General features: G+C 72.6%; 17 protein-coding genes. 11 read left to right on the plus strand and 6 right to left on the minus strand.

The window, feature by feature from the left end:
• Positions 1–113: 113 nt before the first annotated feature.
• Positions 114–854 (plus strand): GntR family transcriptional regulator, encoded by a 741-nt coding sequence (locus ABZT17_RS23330; protein ID WP_356351497.1) that lies wholly within the window; start codon positions 114–116, stop codon positions 852–854.
• Between the two features lie 6 nt (positions 855–860).
• Here the strand turns inward: ABZT17_RS23330 and ABZT17_RS23335 are convergent, their stop codons facing one another.
• Positions 861–1517, minus strand: a complete 657-nt coding sequence (locus tag ABZT17_RS23335) for a hypothetical protein (RefSeq protein ID WP_356351498.1) — start codon at positions 1515–1517, stop codon at positions 861–863.
• A gap of 40 nt (positions 1518–1557) precedes the next feature.
• Complete coding sequence (locus ABZT17_RS23340) at positions 1558–2271, minus strand: FAD binding domain-containing protein (RefSeq protein WP_356351499.1); 714 nt, start codon at positions 2269–2271, stop codon at positions 1558–1560.
• A 254-nt stretch (positions 2272–2525) separates the two neighbouring features.
• On the opposite strand from ABZT17_RS23340, the gene ABZT17_RS23345 reads away from it, so the two are divergent.
• Positions 2526–3203: an alpha/beta fold hydrolase gene (locus ABZT17_RS23345; RefSeq protein ID WP_356351500.1), complete on the plus strand. Its 678-nt coding sequence runs from the start codon at positions 2526–2528 to the stop codon at positions 3201–3203.
• Positions 3204–3207: 4 nt separating this feature from the next.
• Here the strand turns inward: ABZT17_RS23345 and ABZT17_RS23350 are convergent, their stop codons facing one another.
• Positions 3208–4539 carry a lipase family protein gene (locus tag ABZT17_RS23350; protein WP_356351501.1) on the minus strand — a complete coding sequence of 444 codons (1332 nt, stop codon included), beginning with the start codon at positions 4537–4539 and terminating at the stop codon, positions 3208–3210.
• 208 nt (positions 4540–4747) lie between these two features.
• On the opposite strand from ABZT17_RS23350, the gene ABZT17_RS23355 reads away from it, so the two are divergent.
• Positions 4748–6256 carry an MFS transporter gene (locus ABZT17_RS23355; protein WP_356351502.1) on the plus strand — a complete coding sequence of 503 codons (1509 nt, stop codon included), beginning with the start codon at positions 4748–4750 and terminating at the stop codon, positions 6254–6256.
• A gap of 10 nt (positions 6257–6266) precedes the next feature.
• Here ABZT17_RS23355 and ABZT17_RS23360 read toward each other — a convergent pair whose 3' ends face one another.
• Complete coding sequence (locus tag ABZT17_RS23360) at positions 6267–7130, minus strand: DUF3152 domain-containing protein (protein ID WP_356351503.1); 864 nt, start codon at positions 7128–7130, stop codon at positions 6267–6269.
• Positions 7131–7270: 140 nt separating this feature from the next.
• Here ABZT17_RS23360 and ABZT17_RS23365 point away from each other — a divergent pair, with 140 nt between their 5' ends.
• From ABZT17_RS23365 to ABZT17_RS23375, 3 genes are read left to right on the plus strand one after another with little or no spacing between them, the layout of a single operon-like run.
• Positions 7271–7951 (plus strand): response regulator transcription factor, encoded by a 681-nt coding sequence (locus tag ABZT17_RS23365; RefSeq protein WP_356351504.1) that lies wholly within the window; start codon positions 7271–7273, stop codon positions 7949–7951.
• A gap of 56 nt (positions 7952–8007) precedes the next feature.
• Positions 8008–9507, plus strand: coding sequence for a HAMP domain-containing sensor histidine kinase (locus ABZT17_RS23370; protein ID WP_356351545.1), 1500 nt, complete (start codon positions 8008–8010; stop codon positions 9505–9507).
• Positions 9504–10043: a hypothetical protein gene (locus ABZT17_RS23375; RefSeq protein ID WP_356351505.1), complete on the plus strand. Its 540-nt coding sequence runs from the start codon at positions 9504–9506 to the stop codon at positions 10041–10043. Before ABZT17_RS23370 ends, ABZT17_RS23375 begins: the two co-directional genes overlap by 4 nt.
• Here ABZT17_RS23375 and ABZT17_RS23380 read toward each other — a convergent pair.
• The gene (locus tag ABZT17_RS23380; RefSeq protein ID WP_356351506.1) at positions 10040–10465 is read right to left on the minus strand and encodes an ATP-binding protein; all 426 of its coding nucleotides are present in this window, start codon (positions 10463–10465) and stop codon (positions 10040–10042) included. The genes ABZT17_RS23375 and ABZT17_RS23380 overlap by 4 nt on opposite strands.
• Before the next feature lie 190 nt (positions 10466–10655).
• Entirely contained in the window at positions 10656–11537 is an 882-nt protein-coding gene (locus tag ABZT17_RS23385) for a LysR substrate-binding domain-containing protein (RefSeq protein WP_356351507.1), read from the minus strand.
• Between the two features lie 71 nt (positions 11538–11608).
• Between ABZT17_RS23385 and ABZT17_RS23390 the strand changes: the two genes are divergently transcribed.
• From ABZT17_RS23390 to ABZT17_RS23410, 5 genes are all read left to right on the plus strand, one after another.
• Entirely contained in the window at positions 11609–12814 is a 1206-nt protein-coding gene (locus ABZT17_RS23390) for a thiolase family protein (RefSeq protein WP_356351508.1), read from the plus strand.
• The gene (locus ABZT17_RS23395) at positions 12811–13506 is read left to right on the plus strand and encodes a 3-oxoacid CoA-transferase subunit A (RefSeq protein WP_356351509.1); all 696 of its coding nucleotides are present in this window, start codon (positions 12811–12813) and stop codon (positions 13504–13506) included. Before ABZT17_RS23390 ends, ABZT17_RS23395 begins: the two co-directional genes overlap by 4 nt.
• Positions 13503–14150, plus strand: coding sequence for a 3-oxoacid CoA-transferase subunit B (locus ABZT17_RS23400; RefSeq protein WP_356351510.1), 648 nt, complete (start codon positions 13503–13505; stop codon positions 14148–14150). Before ABZT17_RS23395 ends, ABZT17_RS23400 begins: the two co-directional genes overlap by 4 nt.
• A 153-nt stretch (positions 14151–14303) precedes the next feature.
• Positions 14304–15830 (plus strand): APC family permease, encoded by a 1527-nt coding sequence (locus ABZT17_RS23405; RefSeq protein ID WP_356351511.1) that lies wholly within the window; start codon positions 14304–14306, stop codon positions 15828–15830.
• 215 nt (positions 15831–16045) lie between these two features.
• Positions 16046–16963: an SGNH/GDSL hydrolase family protein gene (locus ABZT17_RS23410; protein ID WP_356351512.1), complete on the plus strand. Its 918-nt coding sequence runs from the start codon at positions 16046–16048 to the stop codon at positions 16961–16963.
• Positions 16964–17006 lie beyond the last annotated feature (43 nt).

The following is a 17006-nucleotide window of genomic DNA, read 5'->3' on the forward strand; positions in this document are numbered from 1 at the left end:
AGTGGCGAAATTGTGACCTCCCAATCCCTGCACAGTTCGGGGCGAGCGCGGCCGGTCTCCGGTCTCGATTAGGGTGGTCACGCTGTGCACAGCTGCCGACTCGGAGGGAAACGGTGCCGACGCGACACGAGGAGATCGCCGACGAGCTGCGTCGGGCGATCGACCGCGAGGAGTACGCGGTGGGCGGCAGGCTGCCCTCCGAGACCGAGCTCGCCGCCCGCTTCGACGTCTCGCGCGGCACCGTCCGCCAGGCCGTCGCGGCCCTGACCGCGGAGGGCCTGATCGGCTCCCGCCAGGGCGCCCGCCGGGTCGTCCTCGCCAGCCGCCGCAGCCAGAGCTTCGCCGAACTGCGCAGCTTCGCCCAGTGGGCCCGCGCGATGGGCCGGGAGGCGACGGGGCGGGTCGTGTCCCAGGAGTACCTGCCCGCCACCGCGACCGACGCCGCCCGTCTCCAACTCCGCGAGGGCACCAGGGTGTTGCACGTCCTGCGGGTGCGCGGTCTGGACGGCGAGCCGGTGCTGGTGGAGCGCACCGTGTACGCCGACTGGATCTCCCCGGCCGTCGAGGTCATCGCCCCCGACGCCGCCTCGGTCACCCAGCTGCTCTACGACAGCACGGGCCTGGTCTTCGCCTACGGCGAGCATGTCATCGACGCCGTCGCGGCGAGCGCCCAGGACGCCGAACTCCTCGGCATCCGCCGCACCAGCCCCCTGCTGCGGGTGCGCCGCGTGACCACGACCCGCGAGGGACGCCCGGTGGAGTGGTCCGACGACCGCTACCGCTCGGACGCGGTGAGCTTCAGCGTCCACAACTCGATAGACAACAACGCGCTGGCCCGCAAGGCGGCCGACTGACGCCGGTCACCCCGGAGTCGGCCGCACCCCCGCCGGCAGCTTTCCGCCGTGCCCGCGCCGTCCCCATCGCGCCCGCACCGCCGGGGTGACCCGCTCCCGCGCGTACCCGGTGTGCGCGACGAACGCCTCGATCACGTCCGCCGCGGGCCGATGCGGTGCCACCGCCATCAGCACCGCGTCGCCCTCGCCCGACAACGGCGGTGCCACCAGGGCGACTTCGTCCCCGGAGCGCAGACGCAGCACCGCCGCCCGCGGCGCGTGCTCGTCCCCGGGGACGCTTCGCAGCCGGGAGAACAGGGGGTCCTGAGGAGGCGCGTACAGCCGTACACGAGCCAGCAGCACCCCGCGCCGGTACTCCTCCCACCGGTCCAACCCGAGGCTCCGGTACGGCGGTTGCGGCCACGGCCGCAGCGCGTCCAGCCGCTCCAGCAGCCGGCGCAGGAAGTCCCGTACCGCCGTTTCCTCGTGCGGCTGCCAGGACAGGTCCTCGTCCCAGGCCGGCGCGGTGAGGGCGGCCTCGATCCCCGCGACCTGCTCCTCGGCGGTGAGGTCGTAGAAGGGCCGCTCCAGCACCATGCCCGCGATGCGTTCGACCTCCCCGTCGTTCAACTCCCGGCTGAACTGGAGGCAGTAGAGGATTCCGGTGACCACCCCAAGACGCATGCGCACAGTATGACGGGCCCTGCCGACGCGCCCGGGCGGTTCAGCCGCCGACAGGGCGCGCCAGCAGATCGGCGACATGGTGTCGTACGACCGCCCAGGCCGGGTCGTGCAGCGAGCCGACCGGCGTTTCCCGCAGGGTGTCGATCGCCTCCTCGTCCGCGGGGACATGGCCTGCGAGCACGTCATAGCCGTCGCGCACGGCGACGTGCAGGCGGCCTGGCCCGTCGTCCTCGGCGTGACGGGCCGCCGCGACGACGAACGGTGGCGGTCCGCCCGCCTCCTGCGGGAACTTGCGGTAGCTGCTGGCGACCGGGTCATGCCAGCGCAGGTCGAGCAACAGGTGCTGTTTGGCGAGGAGTTCGGCGAGGTCCGTCTCGAAGACCCGGTCCGGGGCCAGGACCGTGGCCCGCGCGTCCAGCACCAGCGCGGCGGGCAGCAGACAGCGCAGCGCGCTGCCGACGATGTTGCCCCCGACGGTGGCCGTCCGGCGCACGGCTCCGGTGCCGATCCCGGCGGCCGCCCGCCGCAGCACCTCCGGTACCCGCTCGTCGATCCGGTGGAGGACCACGGCGGAGCCCAGCGCGCCGCCCCCGATCACGTTGGCCTGCGGCAGGTTGCGCAGCGACATCGCCCGCTCGGGAAACCCGTCCCGCTGCCAGCCCGCCCACACCAGCGTGGCCCCGCCGACAGGCACCGCTCCCTCCGCCAGGCACTCCTGCGCTCGGGACACCGATTCGGGCAGACGCAACAGCACGGGAGCCGACCTGCTTTCTCGGCCCGTCCGAGTTCTCGGCCGGTCTGCAGCTGTCGACCGGTCGGAGCTGAGGTGCGCGACGTCCCGGGCCGCGGACCGCCGACACGGCGCATTCTCCGCACCGGCGTGCGGGCGCACACAGGGCTCATCGCGTCATGCGTGCGCCCCCGCCCGGCGCGCGGAACGCGACTGTGCCCGGTGCGCACGGGCGGCCCCGGGCGCGAGCCGCCAGGGCGATGAGGCAAGGTGGGTACGTGCAACGCAAGGAGTCCGCGCTGATCGTGCGGCACGCCCCCGAGCAGCCGGTGTCCGCCGCGATCGTCACGCTGCACGGCGGCCAGGAGGTGAGCCGTCGCTCGGTGCGCCCCTGGCAGCCGGCCGCGCTCCGTATGCACCCGGTGCTGCGGGCCGCCGCGGCGGCGGCGCCCGCGGACGTCCTGCTGGGGCAGGTCCACTACCGCTACCGGGGCTGGAACACGGGCGACCCGGCCGACGACGCCCTGCGGGCACTGGACGAACTCGCGGAGCTGGCCGAGGCCCCGGTCGTCCTGGTCGGGCACTCGATGGGTGCCCGGGCGGCCTTGCGGGCCGCCTCCCACCCCATGGTGCGGGGTGTGCTGGCGCTCGCCCCGTGGTGCCCGCCCGAGGACTCCGTCGCTCATCTCGGAGAGGTGCCGGTCGTGCTGCTGCACGGCGATCGCGACCGTGTCACCGCCCCCGCCGAGTCCGTCGACTACGTGCGCAGGGCCCGGGCGGCCGGGACCCCGGCGGGCCTGGTGATGCTGCGCGGCGGGGACCATGCGATGCTGCGCCGCAGCGGCGACTGGCACCGGGCCACGGCCGAGGTCGTGGCCCAGTTGCTCGGCCCGGACCGCGGCCCCGAGGGACTGGCGACCAGGGCCTGCTCGGCGGACGGCGCGATCCAGCTGTAGCCGGTCAGGAGAGTCCCGGCAGCTCCGCGCAGTCGGAGCGGGCGGGCTTGGCGTCGAGCCGGTCGGTCAGCCACGAGATCGCGGCGCCCTGGTCGGTGAGCAGGGGCGTGAAGTGGTTGATCAGCGCACTGCCCAGATCGGGCAGCGGGACCGGCTTGTACGTGACGTCCGCGCCCTTGGCGCACCAGTCCACGGCGAGCCGGCGCGCCTGGGCGTGCGGTACGAGGTCGTCGCTGGTCCCCGTGGCCACCCGCACCGGTGAGGCGGGCTCCCGAGTGCCGATGCGCTGGTCGGCCAGGAAGGCGGTGAGCGCGGGCTCGGACTGGATGATGTCGCTCAGGGAGCGGCCGTCCGTGGTCCAACCGGTGCTGTGCGCACCGCCGTAGGCGAAGAGCGCGTCGCCCACGCACATGGTCGACAGGTCCTTCAGCGCCGCCCGGCCCGCCGAGTTGAGATGGGCGTCGGCGATCGGCTTCAGGGCGGGGTCGGACTCCAGGAAGCCGTTGACCGACCAGCCGAGCGCGCCCGCGAGTTCGCTGCCGTCGATGGCCTTGGTGACCTCGGTGAGATCGGCCGGCGGCGCGCCCGCGTAGGTTCCGGCGAGGGGGACGTCGGGTGCGTAGGAGGGCTGCAGTTCGGCGGCGGACGCGGTCGCCCCGCCGCCCTGGCTGTATCCGAACAGGCCGACCCGGGACGCGGGGGTGAGCGAGGTCCCGGGCAGGGAGCGGGCGGCGCGGACGGCGTCGAGCACGGCGTGGCCCTCGTCGACCCGGTTGACGTAGGTGTGCAGCCGGTCCGTGGTGCCCAGCCCGGCGTAGTCGGTGACGACGACGGCGATGCCCTTGGCGAGGAGGCGGTGGATCGCCAGGTCCTCGTATCCGATGGACACCGTCTGCCCGTTGAGGACCAGCGGGTTCTGCAGGCCGAGGGAGGCGGCGCACTGGTCGCCCTGGCCCATCGTGCCGGGCGCCACGGCGACCAGGGGCCGGGCACCCGTGCCCTGCCAGGCGGCGGTCGGCTCGATGTAGGCGCCGGTGACCGCCATCGCACGGCCGTTGGAATCGGTCGACCGGTACATCAGCCGGGTGGCCTTGCCCGGCAGCGGCCCGTCGACGCCCGGCAGGCTCAGCGCGAGGGGGAGCGGTTCGCTGCGTACCAGGGCGCCGTCGGCGGACGGCAGGGAGACGGGCGGGTTGTAGAACTCCGGGATGGTGACACCGCGCGAGACCACTGCGTCCGACGGGGAGACGGCGGTGGCGGTGGCGGGGAGCGCGGTGGCGCCGACGCAGGCGGCGGTGGTGACAGCTACGGCGAGCAGACGTGCGGAAACGGGCATGACGGACCTCCGGTGGTGGGGGGAGGCCGAGCCTCGGCCTTCGGCTCGGGCGGCTGACGGCGCGGGGAAGCGGTCGTCCCACCGCGCCCCGCTCCGTTCTTAGACGAAGTGTCAGGACGGTACCGAGGCGGTTGTTACCGGCGGTAGCCCCGTGAAGGTTACGTTTCAGTAATATGGCGTCCCGTGCACGGGGACGGGAACCCTCTTGATGTCCGGTCCCCGATCACGCGAGGAGCGCACCGTGCCGACGCAGGCGGACGGCGGAACCGACCCCAGGCGCTGGAAGGCCCTGTGGGTCACCCTGGTCGCGGGGTTCATGAGCCTGCTCGACGTGACGATCGTCGCCGTCGCGCTCCCGTCCATGCAGCGCGACCTGCACGCCAGCGCACCCGCCATCCAATGGGTGGTCTCCGGGTACGCGCTGGCCTTCGCCCTGGTCCTGGTGACCGCCGGACGTGTCGGCGACGCGATCGGCCGCCACCGCGTCTTCCTGCTGGCGCTGACCGCGTTCGTCCTGTGCAGTGCCGCGGCGGGCGCCGCCCCCAACATCACCTTCCTGGTCGTCGCCCGCCTCGCCCAGGGCGTCGCCGCCGGCTGTCTCGCCCCACAGAACTCCGCGCTGATCCAGCAACTCTTCCGTGGCGCCGAACGCGGGCGCGCGTTCGGCCTGTTCGGCGCCACCGTCGGCATCTCCAGCGCTGTGGGCCCCGTCGTCGGCGGCCTCGTCCTCGCCCTGGCCGACGGCCCCCAGGGCTGGCGCTGGATCTTCTACGTCAACGTCCCGATCGGCGCGATCGCCCTGCTGCTCGGCATCCGTCTGCTGCCCAGGGCGGCCCCCGGCCGCCGCGAACGCCTCGACCTCGGCGGTGTCGTCCTCCTGGGCTGCGGAGTCCTGGCGCTGATGCTCCCCCTGGTGCTGGCCGAGTCCGGCGGCGTACGGCACCTGTGGTGGCTGTTCGCCGTGGGAGCGGCCTTCCTGGTGGCGTTCGCCCGCTGGGAGCGCCGGATCGCCGCCCGCGAGGGCCGGCCGCTCCTGGACCCCCGGCTGGTGACCGACGCCCGCGGCTATGCGATCGGCGCGGCCATCGCCACCCTCTACTTCGTCGGCTTCAGCGGAGTGTGGCTGGTGTTCGCCCTCTACTTCCAGAACGGTCTCGGCTACTCGCCCCTGCGCTCGGGCCTCGCGGTGACACCGTTCGCGCTCGGCTCGGCCTGCGCGGCGGCGATCGCGGGCCGGCTGGTGGACCGGCTGGGCAGGCTGCTCACGGTCTGCGGACTCGCCGGGGTCGTCCTCGGCCTGGGCGGCACCGCCCTGATCCTGCGACTGGCCCCCGCAGGCACCGCCGTATGGCTCGCCCTGCCCGCCCTGTTGGCCGGCGGTCTGGGCAGCGGCTGTGTCATCTCGCCCAATGTCACCATGACCCTGCGGGAGGTGCCGGTGCGGATGGCGGGGGCGGCGGGCGGCGCCCTGCAGACCGGACAGCGGCTGGGCGGAGCGATCGGTACGGCCGCGCTGCCCGGCCTGTTCTACGTGGTGCTCGGCGCCCACCCCCACGACTACCGGGCAGCGGTGGCCACGGCGGTCGGCCTCGGCATCCTTCCCGTCCTGTGCGCCCTCGCCCTAGCGGTCCACGACTGGCGCCGCCACCGCAGGACCCGGCGCGCACCGTGCCCGCCCGAGGTGTCGCACGGTCATCTGCACGCGGGCCAGGGCTGAGGTCCCGCGGTCAGGGGACGGCGGGCCCGGTGAGGTAGGTGCCGTTCTCGTCGTACGGCCACACATTGGGGACGCACCCGTGCATGCCCTTGATCTGCTGCATCATCGCGGGAGCAGGTTTTCCCGGCCCCGGGCAGTCCACGTGCCCGTGCTGGAGGAAGTGCCCGACCTCATGGTTGATGATCAGGGCGCGATAGGTGCCGACCGTCTTGGCGTAGACGGGTGTGGCCAGCAGCCAGCGCCGGAGGTTGACCATCACGTTCCCGTCGACGCTGCAGTTGTACTGGCCCCCGGTGTCCAGGCCCTTGGTCGCGCACATCCTGTCCACGGTCCCGGGCGTCGCCAGGCGTACGACGAAGTCGCTCGCCCCGCCGGACACACGCCGGAACGCGGAGTGCCCGTCGGCGGTCCAGCCGCGCGGGTCGGCGAGGATGCGGTCCACCTGCCGCGCGACGTCCGCGGCGGACAGGTCGATGCCCTTCTCCACCTCGACCCGGTAGCGCAGCACCTTTCCCTTCCCGACCGCGGCACTGCCGCCGGACGCGGTGATGTACGTGCCCGGTCCCGAGGCCGGGATGTCCGGCTTCGGGGGAGTGGGCGAGGCGGTGGCCGTCCGGCTGGGCGACGGTTTCGGTGTCGTGCCGGGCGCCGGTGTGGAGCCGTGCGTCGGCCGGGCGGTCGCGTCCCCGATGTCGGCACGGCCGCCGGCCCCGCCGAGGGAGGTCCACCCCGTGGCCGCCAGCCCCGTCACGCCGAGCACGGTCAGCGCCACCAGTCCGCCCCACAGGGACCTTCTGCGCCCTCGGGCGGCGGCGTGTCCGGAGCCCTTCCGGCGGCGACGGTCACGAGAGGGAGTTGCTTTGTGCGCGGTCATGGTCGTTCAGGTTGTGACCGGAATGTGATCGGATCTGGCCTGGATGGTAACGAAAAGATAACGGCAGGGGTGGCGTGAATGAATATGATCATCCGGTAACAGCACCCCGAACAGCCGCACGGCGTACGGATACTGTGCCCATGCCACGCGTACTGCTGATCGAAGACGACCCCGCCGTCCGGGACGGCGTCGCCCTCGCCCTGCGCCGCCAGGACCACGAGGTCGCCGCCGCCGAGACGGGGGAGGAGGGGCTCGAGCGGCTCAGGTCCTTCCGGCCGGACGTCGTGGTGCTGGACCTGATGCTGCCCGGTATGCCCGGCCTCGACGTGTGCCGCGGGATGCGCGCCCTCGACCAGACCCTGCCGATCATCATGGCCACCGCCCGGGGCGACGACGAGGACATCGTCGTCGGCCTCGAGGCGGGAGCCGACGACTACGTCGTCAAGCCCGTGCAGGCCCGAGTGCTGGACGCCCGGATCCGGGCCGTCCTGCGCCGGGCGGCCGCCGGAGGCGCCGAAGCCGGCATACCCAAGATCGAGACCTACGGCGATCTGGCCGTCGACCGCGCCGGGTTCGCCGTCAGCCTGCGCGGCGTCCCCGTCCCGCTCGCCCCCTCCGAGATGCGCCTCCTGCTGACCCTGTCCGCCTCGCCCGGGCAGGTGTTCAGCCGGCAGCAACTCCTGGAGGCGGTCTGGGAACACAGCTACCACGGCGACTCACGCCTGGTGGACGCCTGCGTCAAACGGCTGCGCGCCAAGATGGGTGATTCCGGGCACATCCAGACCGTCCGCGGTTTCGGCTACCGGTTCGCCGCCCGGTGACGGCGCACACCCGGCGCCGGTTCGCGCTCCGCACTCCTCAACTGCGAGGCCTGCGCATGCGCCTGGTCGTGGCGTTCGCCCTCGTGGCCGCCCTCACCGCCATGACCACCGGCGCCCTGACCTTCCGCGAGGCGCGCATCGGCGTGCTCCAGCAGAGCCAGGACGCGGTGATCACCATGCTGCGCGGACAGGCGAACCGGCTGGCCCCCGAGCTGACCGTGCCGCCCAGCGAAGCCGAACTGAGCCGGTTCGCCACCGACATGGCCGCCGCCGAACCGTCCGGCACCTGGCGCGTCCTCGTCGCCTACGGCGGCCTGCGCGCGACCTCGGTCCCCGGGGACCGCTTCGAGGAGCTCACGCCCGACCTCGACGCGGCCGTCGACTCCAGCCGGGCCACCGTCTTCCAGCGGGTGCGCAACGGCGGCCGCACCGCGCTCGTCGTCGGTATGTCGGTCACCTTCGCCGACCAGGGCGGGACCCCCTCCGGCGTGCAGGTCTTCCTGACCGTGTCCCAGGCCACCGAACAGGCCTACGTCGACGCCCTGGTGACCGCCGTCGAGCGAGGCACCGTCCCCGCCCTCGCCCTGGCCGTCCTGCTCGCGCTGCTCGCCGCGCGCGGGGTACTGCGCCCGGTGCGGGCCCTGCGCAGCGCCACCCGCAGCATCGCCGAGGGGCGTCTGGAGACCCGGCTCGCGGTCAACGGCTCCGACGAACTCGCCGATCTCTCCCACACGTTCAACGAGACCGCCGCCGCCCTGGAGCAGTCGGTGGCCGAACTGCGCGGCATGGAGGCCAGGGCCCGGCGTTTCGCCGCCGACGTCTCCCACGAACTGCGCACCCCGCTGGCCGCCATGTCCGCGGTCACCGACGTACTCGACGAGGACGCCGCGCGTCTCGACCCGGACACCGCGACCGCCGTCCGGCTGATCAGCCAGGAGACCGTGAAGCTGGCCCGCCTGGTGGACGACCTGATGGAGATCTCCCGCTTCGACGCGGGCGCCGCCGTGCTGCACCTCGACGAGATCGACCTCGCCGAGTCACTGCGCCGCACCCTGGCCGCCCGCGCCTGGACCGACCTGGTGGTCGCCCACCTGCCACCGCCCGACATACTGCGCGGCCGCGTCGACCCGCGCCGCCTAGACGTGGTCGTCGCCAACCTGGTCGGCAACGCCCTGCGGCACGGCGCCCGCCCGGTCCATCTGCGCCTCACCGGGGGCGGGACCCCGGACACCGGACGGCTGGCCGTCATCGAAGTCCTGGACAGCGGACCCGGCATCCCCGACCACGTACTGCCCCATGTCTTCGAGCGCTTCTACAAGTCGGACGACGCCCGCACCCGCACCGAGGGCAGCGGCCTGGGCCTCGCCATCACCGCCGAGAACGTCCGGGTGCACGGCGGCACCGTCCGCGCCGCGAACCGGCCGGAGGGGGGCGCCGTGTTCACCGTGGAACTCCCCTTGCGCACCGACGAGTCGGCGGACGGCGGCGGCTCCGGCGACGGCGCGCCCTACGACGGCACCCGGGGCTCCGTTCCGGGGAAGGAGCGCCGCCCATGAGAGCCGTACGCCGATCCGCGCTGCTGCTTCTCGCGGCGCTGTCCGGGCTCACCTCCTGCGGCATCCCCACGACCGGTGTCGTGCAGGCGGGCGTGCCCGCGAGCGGGGTGGCGCCGACGGTCCGGGTCTACTTCGTGGCCGACGGCGGGCTGTTCCCGGTGCGCCGTCGGATCACCTCGGTGGTCGGCGTCGAGGCCGCCGTGGAGCTGCTGCTCCAGGGCCCGACCCTGCCGGAACGGTTCAAGGGCATCACGACCCGGCTGCCGCAGCCGGCGGCCGTCGCGCCCGCGGACGGCACCCCGGCGCCGGGCGGCCCGTCGGAGCTGATGGAGGTGACCGCGCACCGAAGCGGCGTGACCATCGAGCTGTCCGCGCTCGTGGGCCGCCCCGACCGCCTCGGAGCCGCCCAGATCATCTGCACGGCACTCGACGCCCAACGCATCACCGACCCCGGCACCGAGCCGCTCCCGGTGACCGTCACGGGCCCGGACCACCGACGCGTCGAGGGGACCGGGAAGGAGTGCGGCGTCGGCTAGCCGGAGAGCGCCAGAACCGCCCGCACCCGCTTACCGCCCCCGGTGAGCGCGGTGACGTCGAGATGCTCCGCCAGGCAGCGCACCATGGCCAGGCCGCGCCCGCTCTCGCCGTCGGCGGTGAACGGCCGGACCCGCGCCGGCAGCGGACTGGAGTCGTACACCTCGACCGTCACCCGGTCCTCGGAGACCTGGAGTCGCAACCGGCAGGCGCTACGGGCATGTTGGGTGGCGTTGGCGACCAGCTCGGACACCACGAGCTTCACGTCGTCGACCCGCTCCTCCGCCACTCCCGTCGCCCGGGGACGGGAACGGGCGAGGAATCTCGAGGTGAGTCCCCGCGCCCGGCCCGCCGAAGCGGCCTCCTCGGGCAGCACGAACTCCACACGTACCGAACGCCGATGGGTACGCCCCTGCGTACGCATCGTGGATCACATCCCCTCCTGGGACACCCGGTTTCCTCGCGGCCTGTCCGCCCACCGGGGCCGCGGCAGGTTGCCCGCGGCCGGCCCTGTCCCGTCGTGATGCCCGGCTCCGAAGATCGCCAACCCCCGTACGCCAATGTCCGCGCCACTGAGCGGAGTTGGAGCCAGGGAGAGCCACGGCCCCTGTCTCTCAGATCGCCGCCCGGATGATCCCCACGGTGCGCGCCAGATGCGGTTCGGAGCGGTCGGCGCGATGGGCGACGGCCAGCTCCACGCGTGCGTCCGTCCCGGCCAGCGGCAGGTAGACGACACCGTCGAGCGCGAGCGCGGTCACCGGCTCCGGCACGACCGCGAGGCCCAGGCCGCCGGCCACCAGGGTGACCAGCGTCGAGGTCTCGCCGACCTCGTGACGGATGCGCGGCTCCACGCCCGCGTCCCGCAGAAGGCCCAGGACGACGTCGTACATCACGGACCGCCGGTCGGCGGAGTGCACGATCAGGTCCGCACCGGCGAGGTCGGCGACCCGGAGCCGCTTCCGGCGCGCGAGGGAATGCTCGGCCGGTACGGCGACGACGAGTCGGTCCCGGCGCAGGGTGTGCACGGCGAGGGAGAGATCGGCCGCGACGGGGCGCAGCAGTGCCACGTCGATCGCGCCGGTGCGCAGTGCCTCGACCTGGTCGGGCGCCAGCATCTCGCCCCGGAAGGAGAAGTCGACGCCGGGAAGCTCCTCCGTCAGCCGGCGCGAGAGCGCGGGCAGCAGGCTGTACGTCGCCGAGCCCACGCAGCCGATCGCGAGATGGCCCACCGAGCCGGCGGCGACCCGCCGTGCGAGGTGGGCGGCCTCCTCGACATCGGCCAGGACGGCCCGCGCCCGCTCCAGATAGACCCGGCCGGCCTCGGTGAGGTCGACCCGGCGTGTGGTGCGGTGCAGCAGCTCCACCCCGAGCTCGGTCTCCAGCTGGCGGATCTGCTGGGACAGCGGCGGCTGCGCCATGTGGAGCCGCTCGGCGGCGCGTCCGAAGTGGCGCTCCTCGGCCACCGCCACGAAGTACCGGAGGTGGCGCAGATCCATATGTCACCCATATCAATTGGCGCGAATATGCGTACTTCAGAATATCGTGAACCGCGACTAACGTCGTCGGCATGAGCGCTTTCATCTACGCCGCGACCCGGACACCGTTCGGCCGCTTCAACGGCGCGCTGGCCGGGGTGCGTCCCGACGACCTCGCCGCCGCCGCGATCACCTCGACGCTCGCCACGGTGCCGCACCTCGACGCCGCCGCGATCGGCGACGTCGTGTGGGGCAACGCCAACGGCGCAGGCGAGGAGAACCGCAACGTCGGCCGCATGGCCGCGCTGCTCGCCGGCCTCCCGGTGAGCGTGCCCGGCACCACGGTCAACCGGCTGTGCGGCTCCAGCCTGGACGCGGCGATGACGGCGAGCCGGACCATCGAGTCCGGCGACGCCGAGGTGGTGCTGACCGGGGGAGTGGAGTCGATGACGCGGGCGCCGTGGGTCCTGCCCAAGCCGGCGAAGGGGTTCCCGGCCGGCGATGTCACCGCGGTCTCCACCACGCTCGGCTGGCGGCTGGTCAATTCGAGGATGCCGAAGGAGTGGACGGTCAGCCTCGGCGAGTCCAACGAGCAGCTCCGGGAACGCTTCGGGATCTCCCGCGAGCGCCAGGACGAGTTCGCCGCCCGATCCCACCAACTCGCCCACGCCGCCTGGGAGTCGGGCTTCTACGACGATCTGGTGGTACCGGTCGACGGCGTGGACCTGGCCCGCGACGAGGGCATCCGCCCCGGATCGACACCGGAGGTGCTGGCCGGGCTCAAGCCGGTCTTCCGCACCCCGGAGCAGGGCGGCACGATCACCGCGGGCAACGCCAGCCCGCTCAACGACGGCGCCTCCGCGGTGCTGCTGGGCAGCGAGAAGGCCGCGTCCGTGATCGGGACCGACCCCCTCGCCCGTATCGCCGGCCGCGGTGTGATGGCGCTGGAGCCGCAGGCCTTCGGCTACGCCCCGGTCGAGGCCGCGGGCCGTGCGCTGGCCCGGGCCGGGATCGGCTGGGACCAGGTGGGCGCGGTCGAGCTCAACGAGGCCTTCGCCGTGCAGTCCCTCGCCTGCGTCGACGCGTGGAAGATCGACCCGGCGATCGTCAACCAGAAGGGCGGCGCCATCGCCATCGGCCACCCGCTGGGCGCCTCGGGCGGCCGCATCCTGGCCACGCTGGCCAAGGTGCTGCGCGAGACGCGGCAGCGCTACGGCGTCGCCGCGATCTGCATCGGGGTCGGCCAGGGCCTGGCCGTCGTACTGGAGAACTGCGCCGCCGCGGAGGTGGCACGGTGAGCCGCGCGCAGATCGTGGAGAGTGCCGACGCGGCGGTCGCCGGGATCGAGGACGGCTCCACCGTCCTGGTCGGCGGGTTCGGCCTGGCCGGAATGCCGTTCGACCTGATCGACGCGCTCATCCGGCAGGGCGCCAAGGACCTCACCATCGTGTCCAACAACGCGGGGAACGGCGACGTCGGACTGGCCGCGCTGCTCGCCGCGGGCCGGGTGCGCAAGGTGCTGTGCTCCTTCCCGCGCCAGGCCGACTCCTGGGTCTTCGACGACCTCTACCGCGCGGGGAAGATCGAACTCGAGGTCGTGCCCCAGGGCAACCTCGCCGAGCGGATGCGCGCGGCCGGCGCCGGCATCGGCGCCTTCTACAGCCCGACCGCGGTCGGCACACCGCTGGCGGAGGGCAAGGAGGAGCGGGAGATCGACGGCCGCAAGTACCTGCTCGAATACCCGATCAAGGGCGACTACGCCCTCATCGGCGCGCATGTCGCAGACACGCTGGGCAACCTCGTCTACCGCAAGACCGCCCGCAACTTCGGACCGGTCATGGCCACGGCCGCGACGACGACCATCGTCCAGGTCGACCAGGTCGTCGAGGCCGGGAAGCTCGACCCCGAGGCCGTCGTCACGCCGTCCATCTACGTCGACCGGATCGTCCAGGTGGCGGCCCGCCACTACACCGTGCAGGGGGCACGATGACCACCACGCCCACCGATCGTCGTCTGTCCATGGACGAGCTGGCCGCGGTCGTCGCCCGCGACATCCCGGCCGGTTCCTTCGTCAACCTCGGCATCGGACAGCCCACCAAGATCGCCGACCATCTGCCGGACGGCTCCGGTGTGGTGCTGCACACCGAGAACGGCATGCTCAACATGGGCCCGAAGGCCGAGGGCGACGCGGTCGACCCCGACCTGACCAACGCCGGCAAGGTCCCGGTGACCGAGCTGCCGGGCGCGGCGTACTTCCACCACGCGGACTCCTTCGCGATGATGCGCGGCGGCCACCTCGACGTCTGTGTCCTGGGCGCCTACCAGGTCGCCTTCGACGGCGACCTCGCCAACTGGCACACCGGCAGGCCCGACGACATCCCCGCCGTCGGCGGCGCCATGGACCTGGCCATCGGCGCCAAGGACGTCTACGTGATGATGACCCTCTTCACCCGCTCCGGTGAGCCCAAGCTCGTCCCGCGGTGCACCTACCCGCTCACCGGCGTCGGCTGCGTCAGTCGCGTCTACACCGACCACGGTGTCTTCGACGTCGGAGCCGAGGGAGTACGGATCCGGGAGACGTACGGCATCGGCGCGGACGAACTCGCGGAGCGGCTCGGGATCACCCTGCCGTAGGGCGTCTCATGCCCGGATGTTGCCTGGCGGTTTCCGCCGCATCCATCCGAGGACACGTTGGTCAAGAGTTGTACAGGAACGCTTGTGCGGTTGTGCGGAGGCGCCGATCATTGGCCAAATCTCTCCTACAGCACGGACACACAGGAGCACCCGGTGACCGCTGGCCCCGTAGCACCCGAGTCGGCCGGACTGCCGGCAGCCGCACAGGCGGAGCGGCAGAAGCTGCGCAAGCACTTCGGCCGCTTCGACATCCTTTTCTTCCTGCTGTGCACCATCGTCGGCGTCGACACCATCGGCACCGTGGCCTCGTCCGGCGCCGAGGCCTTCACCTGGCTGATCGTGCTGGCCGTCGTGTTCTTCGTGCCCTCCGCACTGCTGACCGCCGAACTCGGCGCCGCGTTCCCCGAGGAGGGCGGCCCCTACATCTGGACAAGCCGCGCCTTCGGCCGCCTGGCCGGCGCCGTCAACAACTTCCTGTACTGGATCACCAACCCGGTCTGGCTGGGCGGCACCCTCGCCGTCGCCGCGGCCACCGCCTTCACGACCTTCTTCAACGACGGCAAGGACCTGGGCACCCCCGCCTTCTACGTCTTCACCCTCGTCTTCATCTGGGTCGGCGTGCTCGCCGCGATCCTCTCCTTCGACGTCGGCAAGTGGATCCCGACCATCGGAGCCTGGAGCCGCATCGTCCTTCTGGGCCTGTTCACTGTCACCGTCGTGATCTACGGCATCAAGCACGGCCTGCACGGCTTCGGCCTCGGTGACTTCTCCCCGACGTACGCCGGCTTCGTCGGCCTGGTGCCCGTCCTGATGTTCAACTACGTCGGCTTCGAGCTCCCCAACACCGCCGGCGACGAGATGACCGACGCCCGCAAGGACGTGCCGTACGCCATCTTCCGCAGCGCCTTCCTCGCCGTCCTGCTGTACGGACTGCCGATCCTCGGCATCCTGCTCGTCCTGCCCGTCAAGGCGATCAGCGGCCTCGGCGGCTTCCTCGACGCGATGCGCGAGGTCTTCACGGTCTACGGCGGCCATGTCGCCGCCGACGGCACGGCCACCCTCAGCGGAAGCGGCACCGTCCTCGGCGACTTCGCGGCCATCGTCTTCATCCTCACGCTGCTGTCCTCCGGCGTCACCTGGGTCATGGGCTCCGACCGCGCCCTCGCCGTCTCCGGCTACGACGGCGCCGCGCCGCGCTTCCTCGGCGTCATCTCCAGCCGCTTCGGCACGCCGGTGCGGGTCAACATCCTCAGCGGCCTGGTCTCCACCGTGGTCCTGGTGCTGGCCCACGAACTCACCCACGGCAGCGCGGCCAAGCTCTTCGGCGCGGTCCTCGGTCTCGCCGTCTCCACCACCCTGGTCAGCTATCTGGGCATCTTCCCGGCCCTCGCGGTACTGCGCCACAAGGCACCGGACGTCCCGCGCCCCTACAAGGCGCCCGCACCCCTGGCGATCAGCATCGTGCTCACCGTGCTCATCCTGTTCGCCACCCTGCAATTGGTGGCCCCGGGCGCGGGCGACCACTGGTTCAGCAAGGACTACACCCCGGACGGCTGGCTCCCTCACGAGCGTGTGCAGTACCTGCTGACGGAGGCGGTCCCCCTCGTCGCCTTCATGCTCCTAGGCGTCGTCTTCTGGGCCCTGGGCAGCCCCACCCGCAAGGCGGCCGCCAAGCAGTAGCGGACACGGCGTCAGAGGAGGCGGATCCGGCCACGACGGTTGCCGGATCCGCCTCTTTCGCGCCCCGCGATCCTCCGTGATCCGCCGCTGGACGAATTGGTTGATGTACACCCCTGGCCGTTCTGCGCTACTCGCCGGTATACAAGCTCAGTTGAACGGGCGACGACCGCACGGGGGCCGTGCCCTGCCGTGAGGCTCGGACAAGGAGGCTCTACATGGAACGTGACACGCATCCGGCCGGCGTTGCGCGAAGACGCCGACGGGCAAGGGCGGGCGCGGCGGCGGTGAGCGGCTGCGCGCTGGTCCTGGCCGCCGGGACACCGGCCGTCGCCCACGGCTCACCCGGCGGGCACCAGGACCGGCAGTACGTGGCCCTCGGGGACTCCTACACCTCGGGCCCGGTCATACCGCGCCAGGTCGACGCGAACTGCGCCCGGTCCGACCACAACTACCCCTCGCTGGTGGCGGCTTCGGGCGAGGGGACCGTGCTCACGGACGTGAGCTGCGCCGGGGCGACGACCGAGCAGATGTGGAAACCCCAGGGCACCAACGGCCCCCAACTCGACGCGCTGAACCGGAACACGGACCTCGTCACGGTCCAGATCGGCGGCAACGACGTCGGGTTCGGCTCCATCATCGCGACCTGCGCCCAACTGGCCGCGACGGACCTCACGGGCAACCCCTGCCAGACCCACTACAACGCCTCCGGCTACGACGAGTTGGCGCTCGCCGTCCTGAAGACGGCGCCGAAGATCACTCAGGTGCTCTGGGCCGTGCACCACCGGGCGCCGCACGCACGGGTGGTGGTCGTCGGTTACCCGGACCTCCTGCCCGACGACGGCATCGGCTGCTTCCCCTCGGTGCCCTTCGCCGCCAAGGACTTCCCCTACCTGCGTGACACGGAGAAGCGCCTCAACCTGATGCTCCGGGTGACGGCGGCCCTCAACCACGCCGAATACGTGGACACTTACGGCCCCACCCGGGGCCACGACATGTGCAAGTCCCCGGCCGACCGCTGGATCGAGCCCCTTCAGCCGGCCTCCCCGGCGGCCCCCGCCCACCCCAACGCCAAGGGAGAGGCGGCCATGGCCCAGGCGGTCCTCGACCGCCTGGACAGGGGTTACGGCCACTGAAGGGACCACGGCCACCGACCGGAGCCCGGACACGCCGGCGAGG

It is taken from the genome of Streptomyces sp. NPDC005648, assembly GCF_040605395.1.
Taxonomy (GTDB): Bacteria; Actinomycetota; Actinomycetes; order Streptomycetales; family Streptomycetaceae; genus Streptomyces.

Excerpts from the sequence above, each read along its gene's own strand:
- ABZT17_RS23335 (WP_356351498.1), bottom strand. The coding sequence starts at position 1,517 with ATGCGTCTTGGGGTGGTCACCGGAATCCTCTACTGCCTCCAGTTCAGC.
- ABZT17_RS23350 (WP_356351501.1), bottom strand. The coding sequence starts at position 4,539 with ATGCCCGTTTCCGCACGTCTGCTCGCCGTAGCTGTCACCACCGCCGCC.
- ABZT17_RS23355 (WP_356351502.1), top strand. The coding sequence starts at position 4,748 with ATGTCCGGTCCCCGATCACGCGAGGAGCGCACCGTGCCGACGCAGGCG.
- ABZT17_RS23360 (WP_356351503.1), bottom strand. The coding sequence starts at position 7,130 with ATGACCGCGCACAAAGCAACTCCCTCTCGTGACCGTCGCCGCCGGAAG.
- ABZT17_RS23365 (WP_356351504.1), top strand. The coding sequence starts at position 7,271 with ATGCCACGCGTACTGCTGATCGAAGACGACCCCGCCGTCCGGGACGGC.
- ABZT17_RS23370 (WP_356351545.1), top strand. The coding sequence starts at position 8,008 with ATGCGCCTGGTCGTGGCGTTCGCCCTCGTGGCCGCCCTCACCGCCATG.
- ABZT17_RS23375 (WP_356351505.1), top strand. The coding sequence starts at position 9,504 with ATGAGAGCCGTACGCCGATCCGCGCTGCTGCTTCTCGCGGCGCTGTCC.
- ABZT17_RS23380 (WP_356351506.1), bottom strand. The coding sequence starts at position 10,465 with ATGCGTACGCAGGGGCGTACCCATCGGCGTTCGGTACGTGTGGAGTTC.
- ABZT17_RS23385 (WP_356351507.1), bottom strand. The coding sequence starts at position 11,537 with ATGGATCTGCGCCACCTCCGGTACTTCGTGGCGGTGGCCGAGGAGCGC.
- ABZT17_RS23390 (WP_356351508.1), top strand. The coding sequence starts at position 11,609 with ATGAGCGCTTTCATCTACGCCGCGACCCGGACACCGTTCGGCCGCTTC.
- ABZT17_RS23400 (WP_356351510.1), top strand. The coding sequence starts at position 13,503 with ATGACCACCACGCCCACCGATCGTCGTCTGTCCATGGACGAGCTGGCC.
- ABZT17_RS23410 (WP_356351512.1), top strand. The coding sequence starts at position 16,046 with ATGGAACGTGACACGCATCCGGCCGGCGTTGCGCGAAGACGCCGACGG.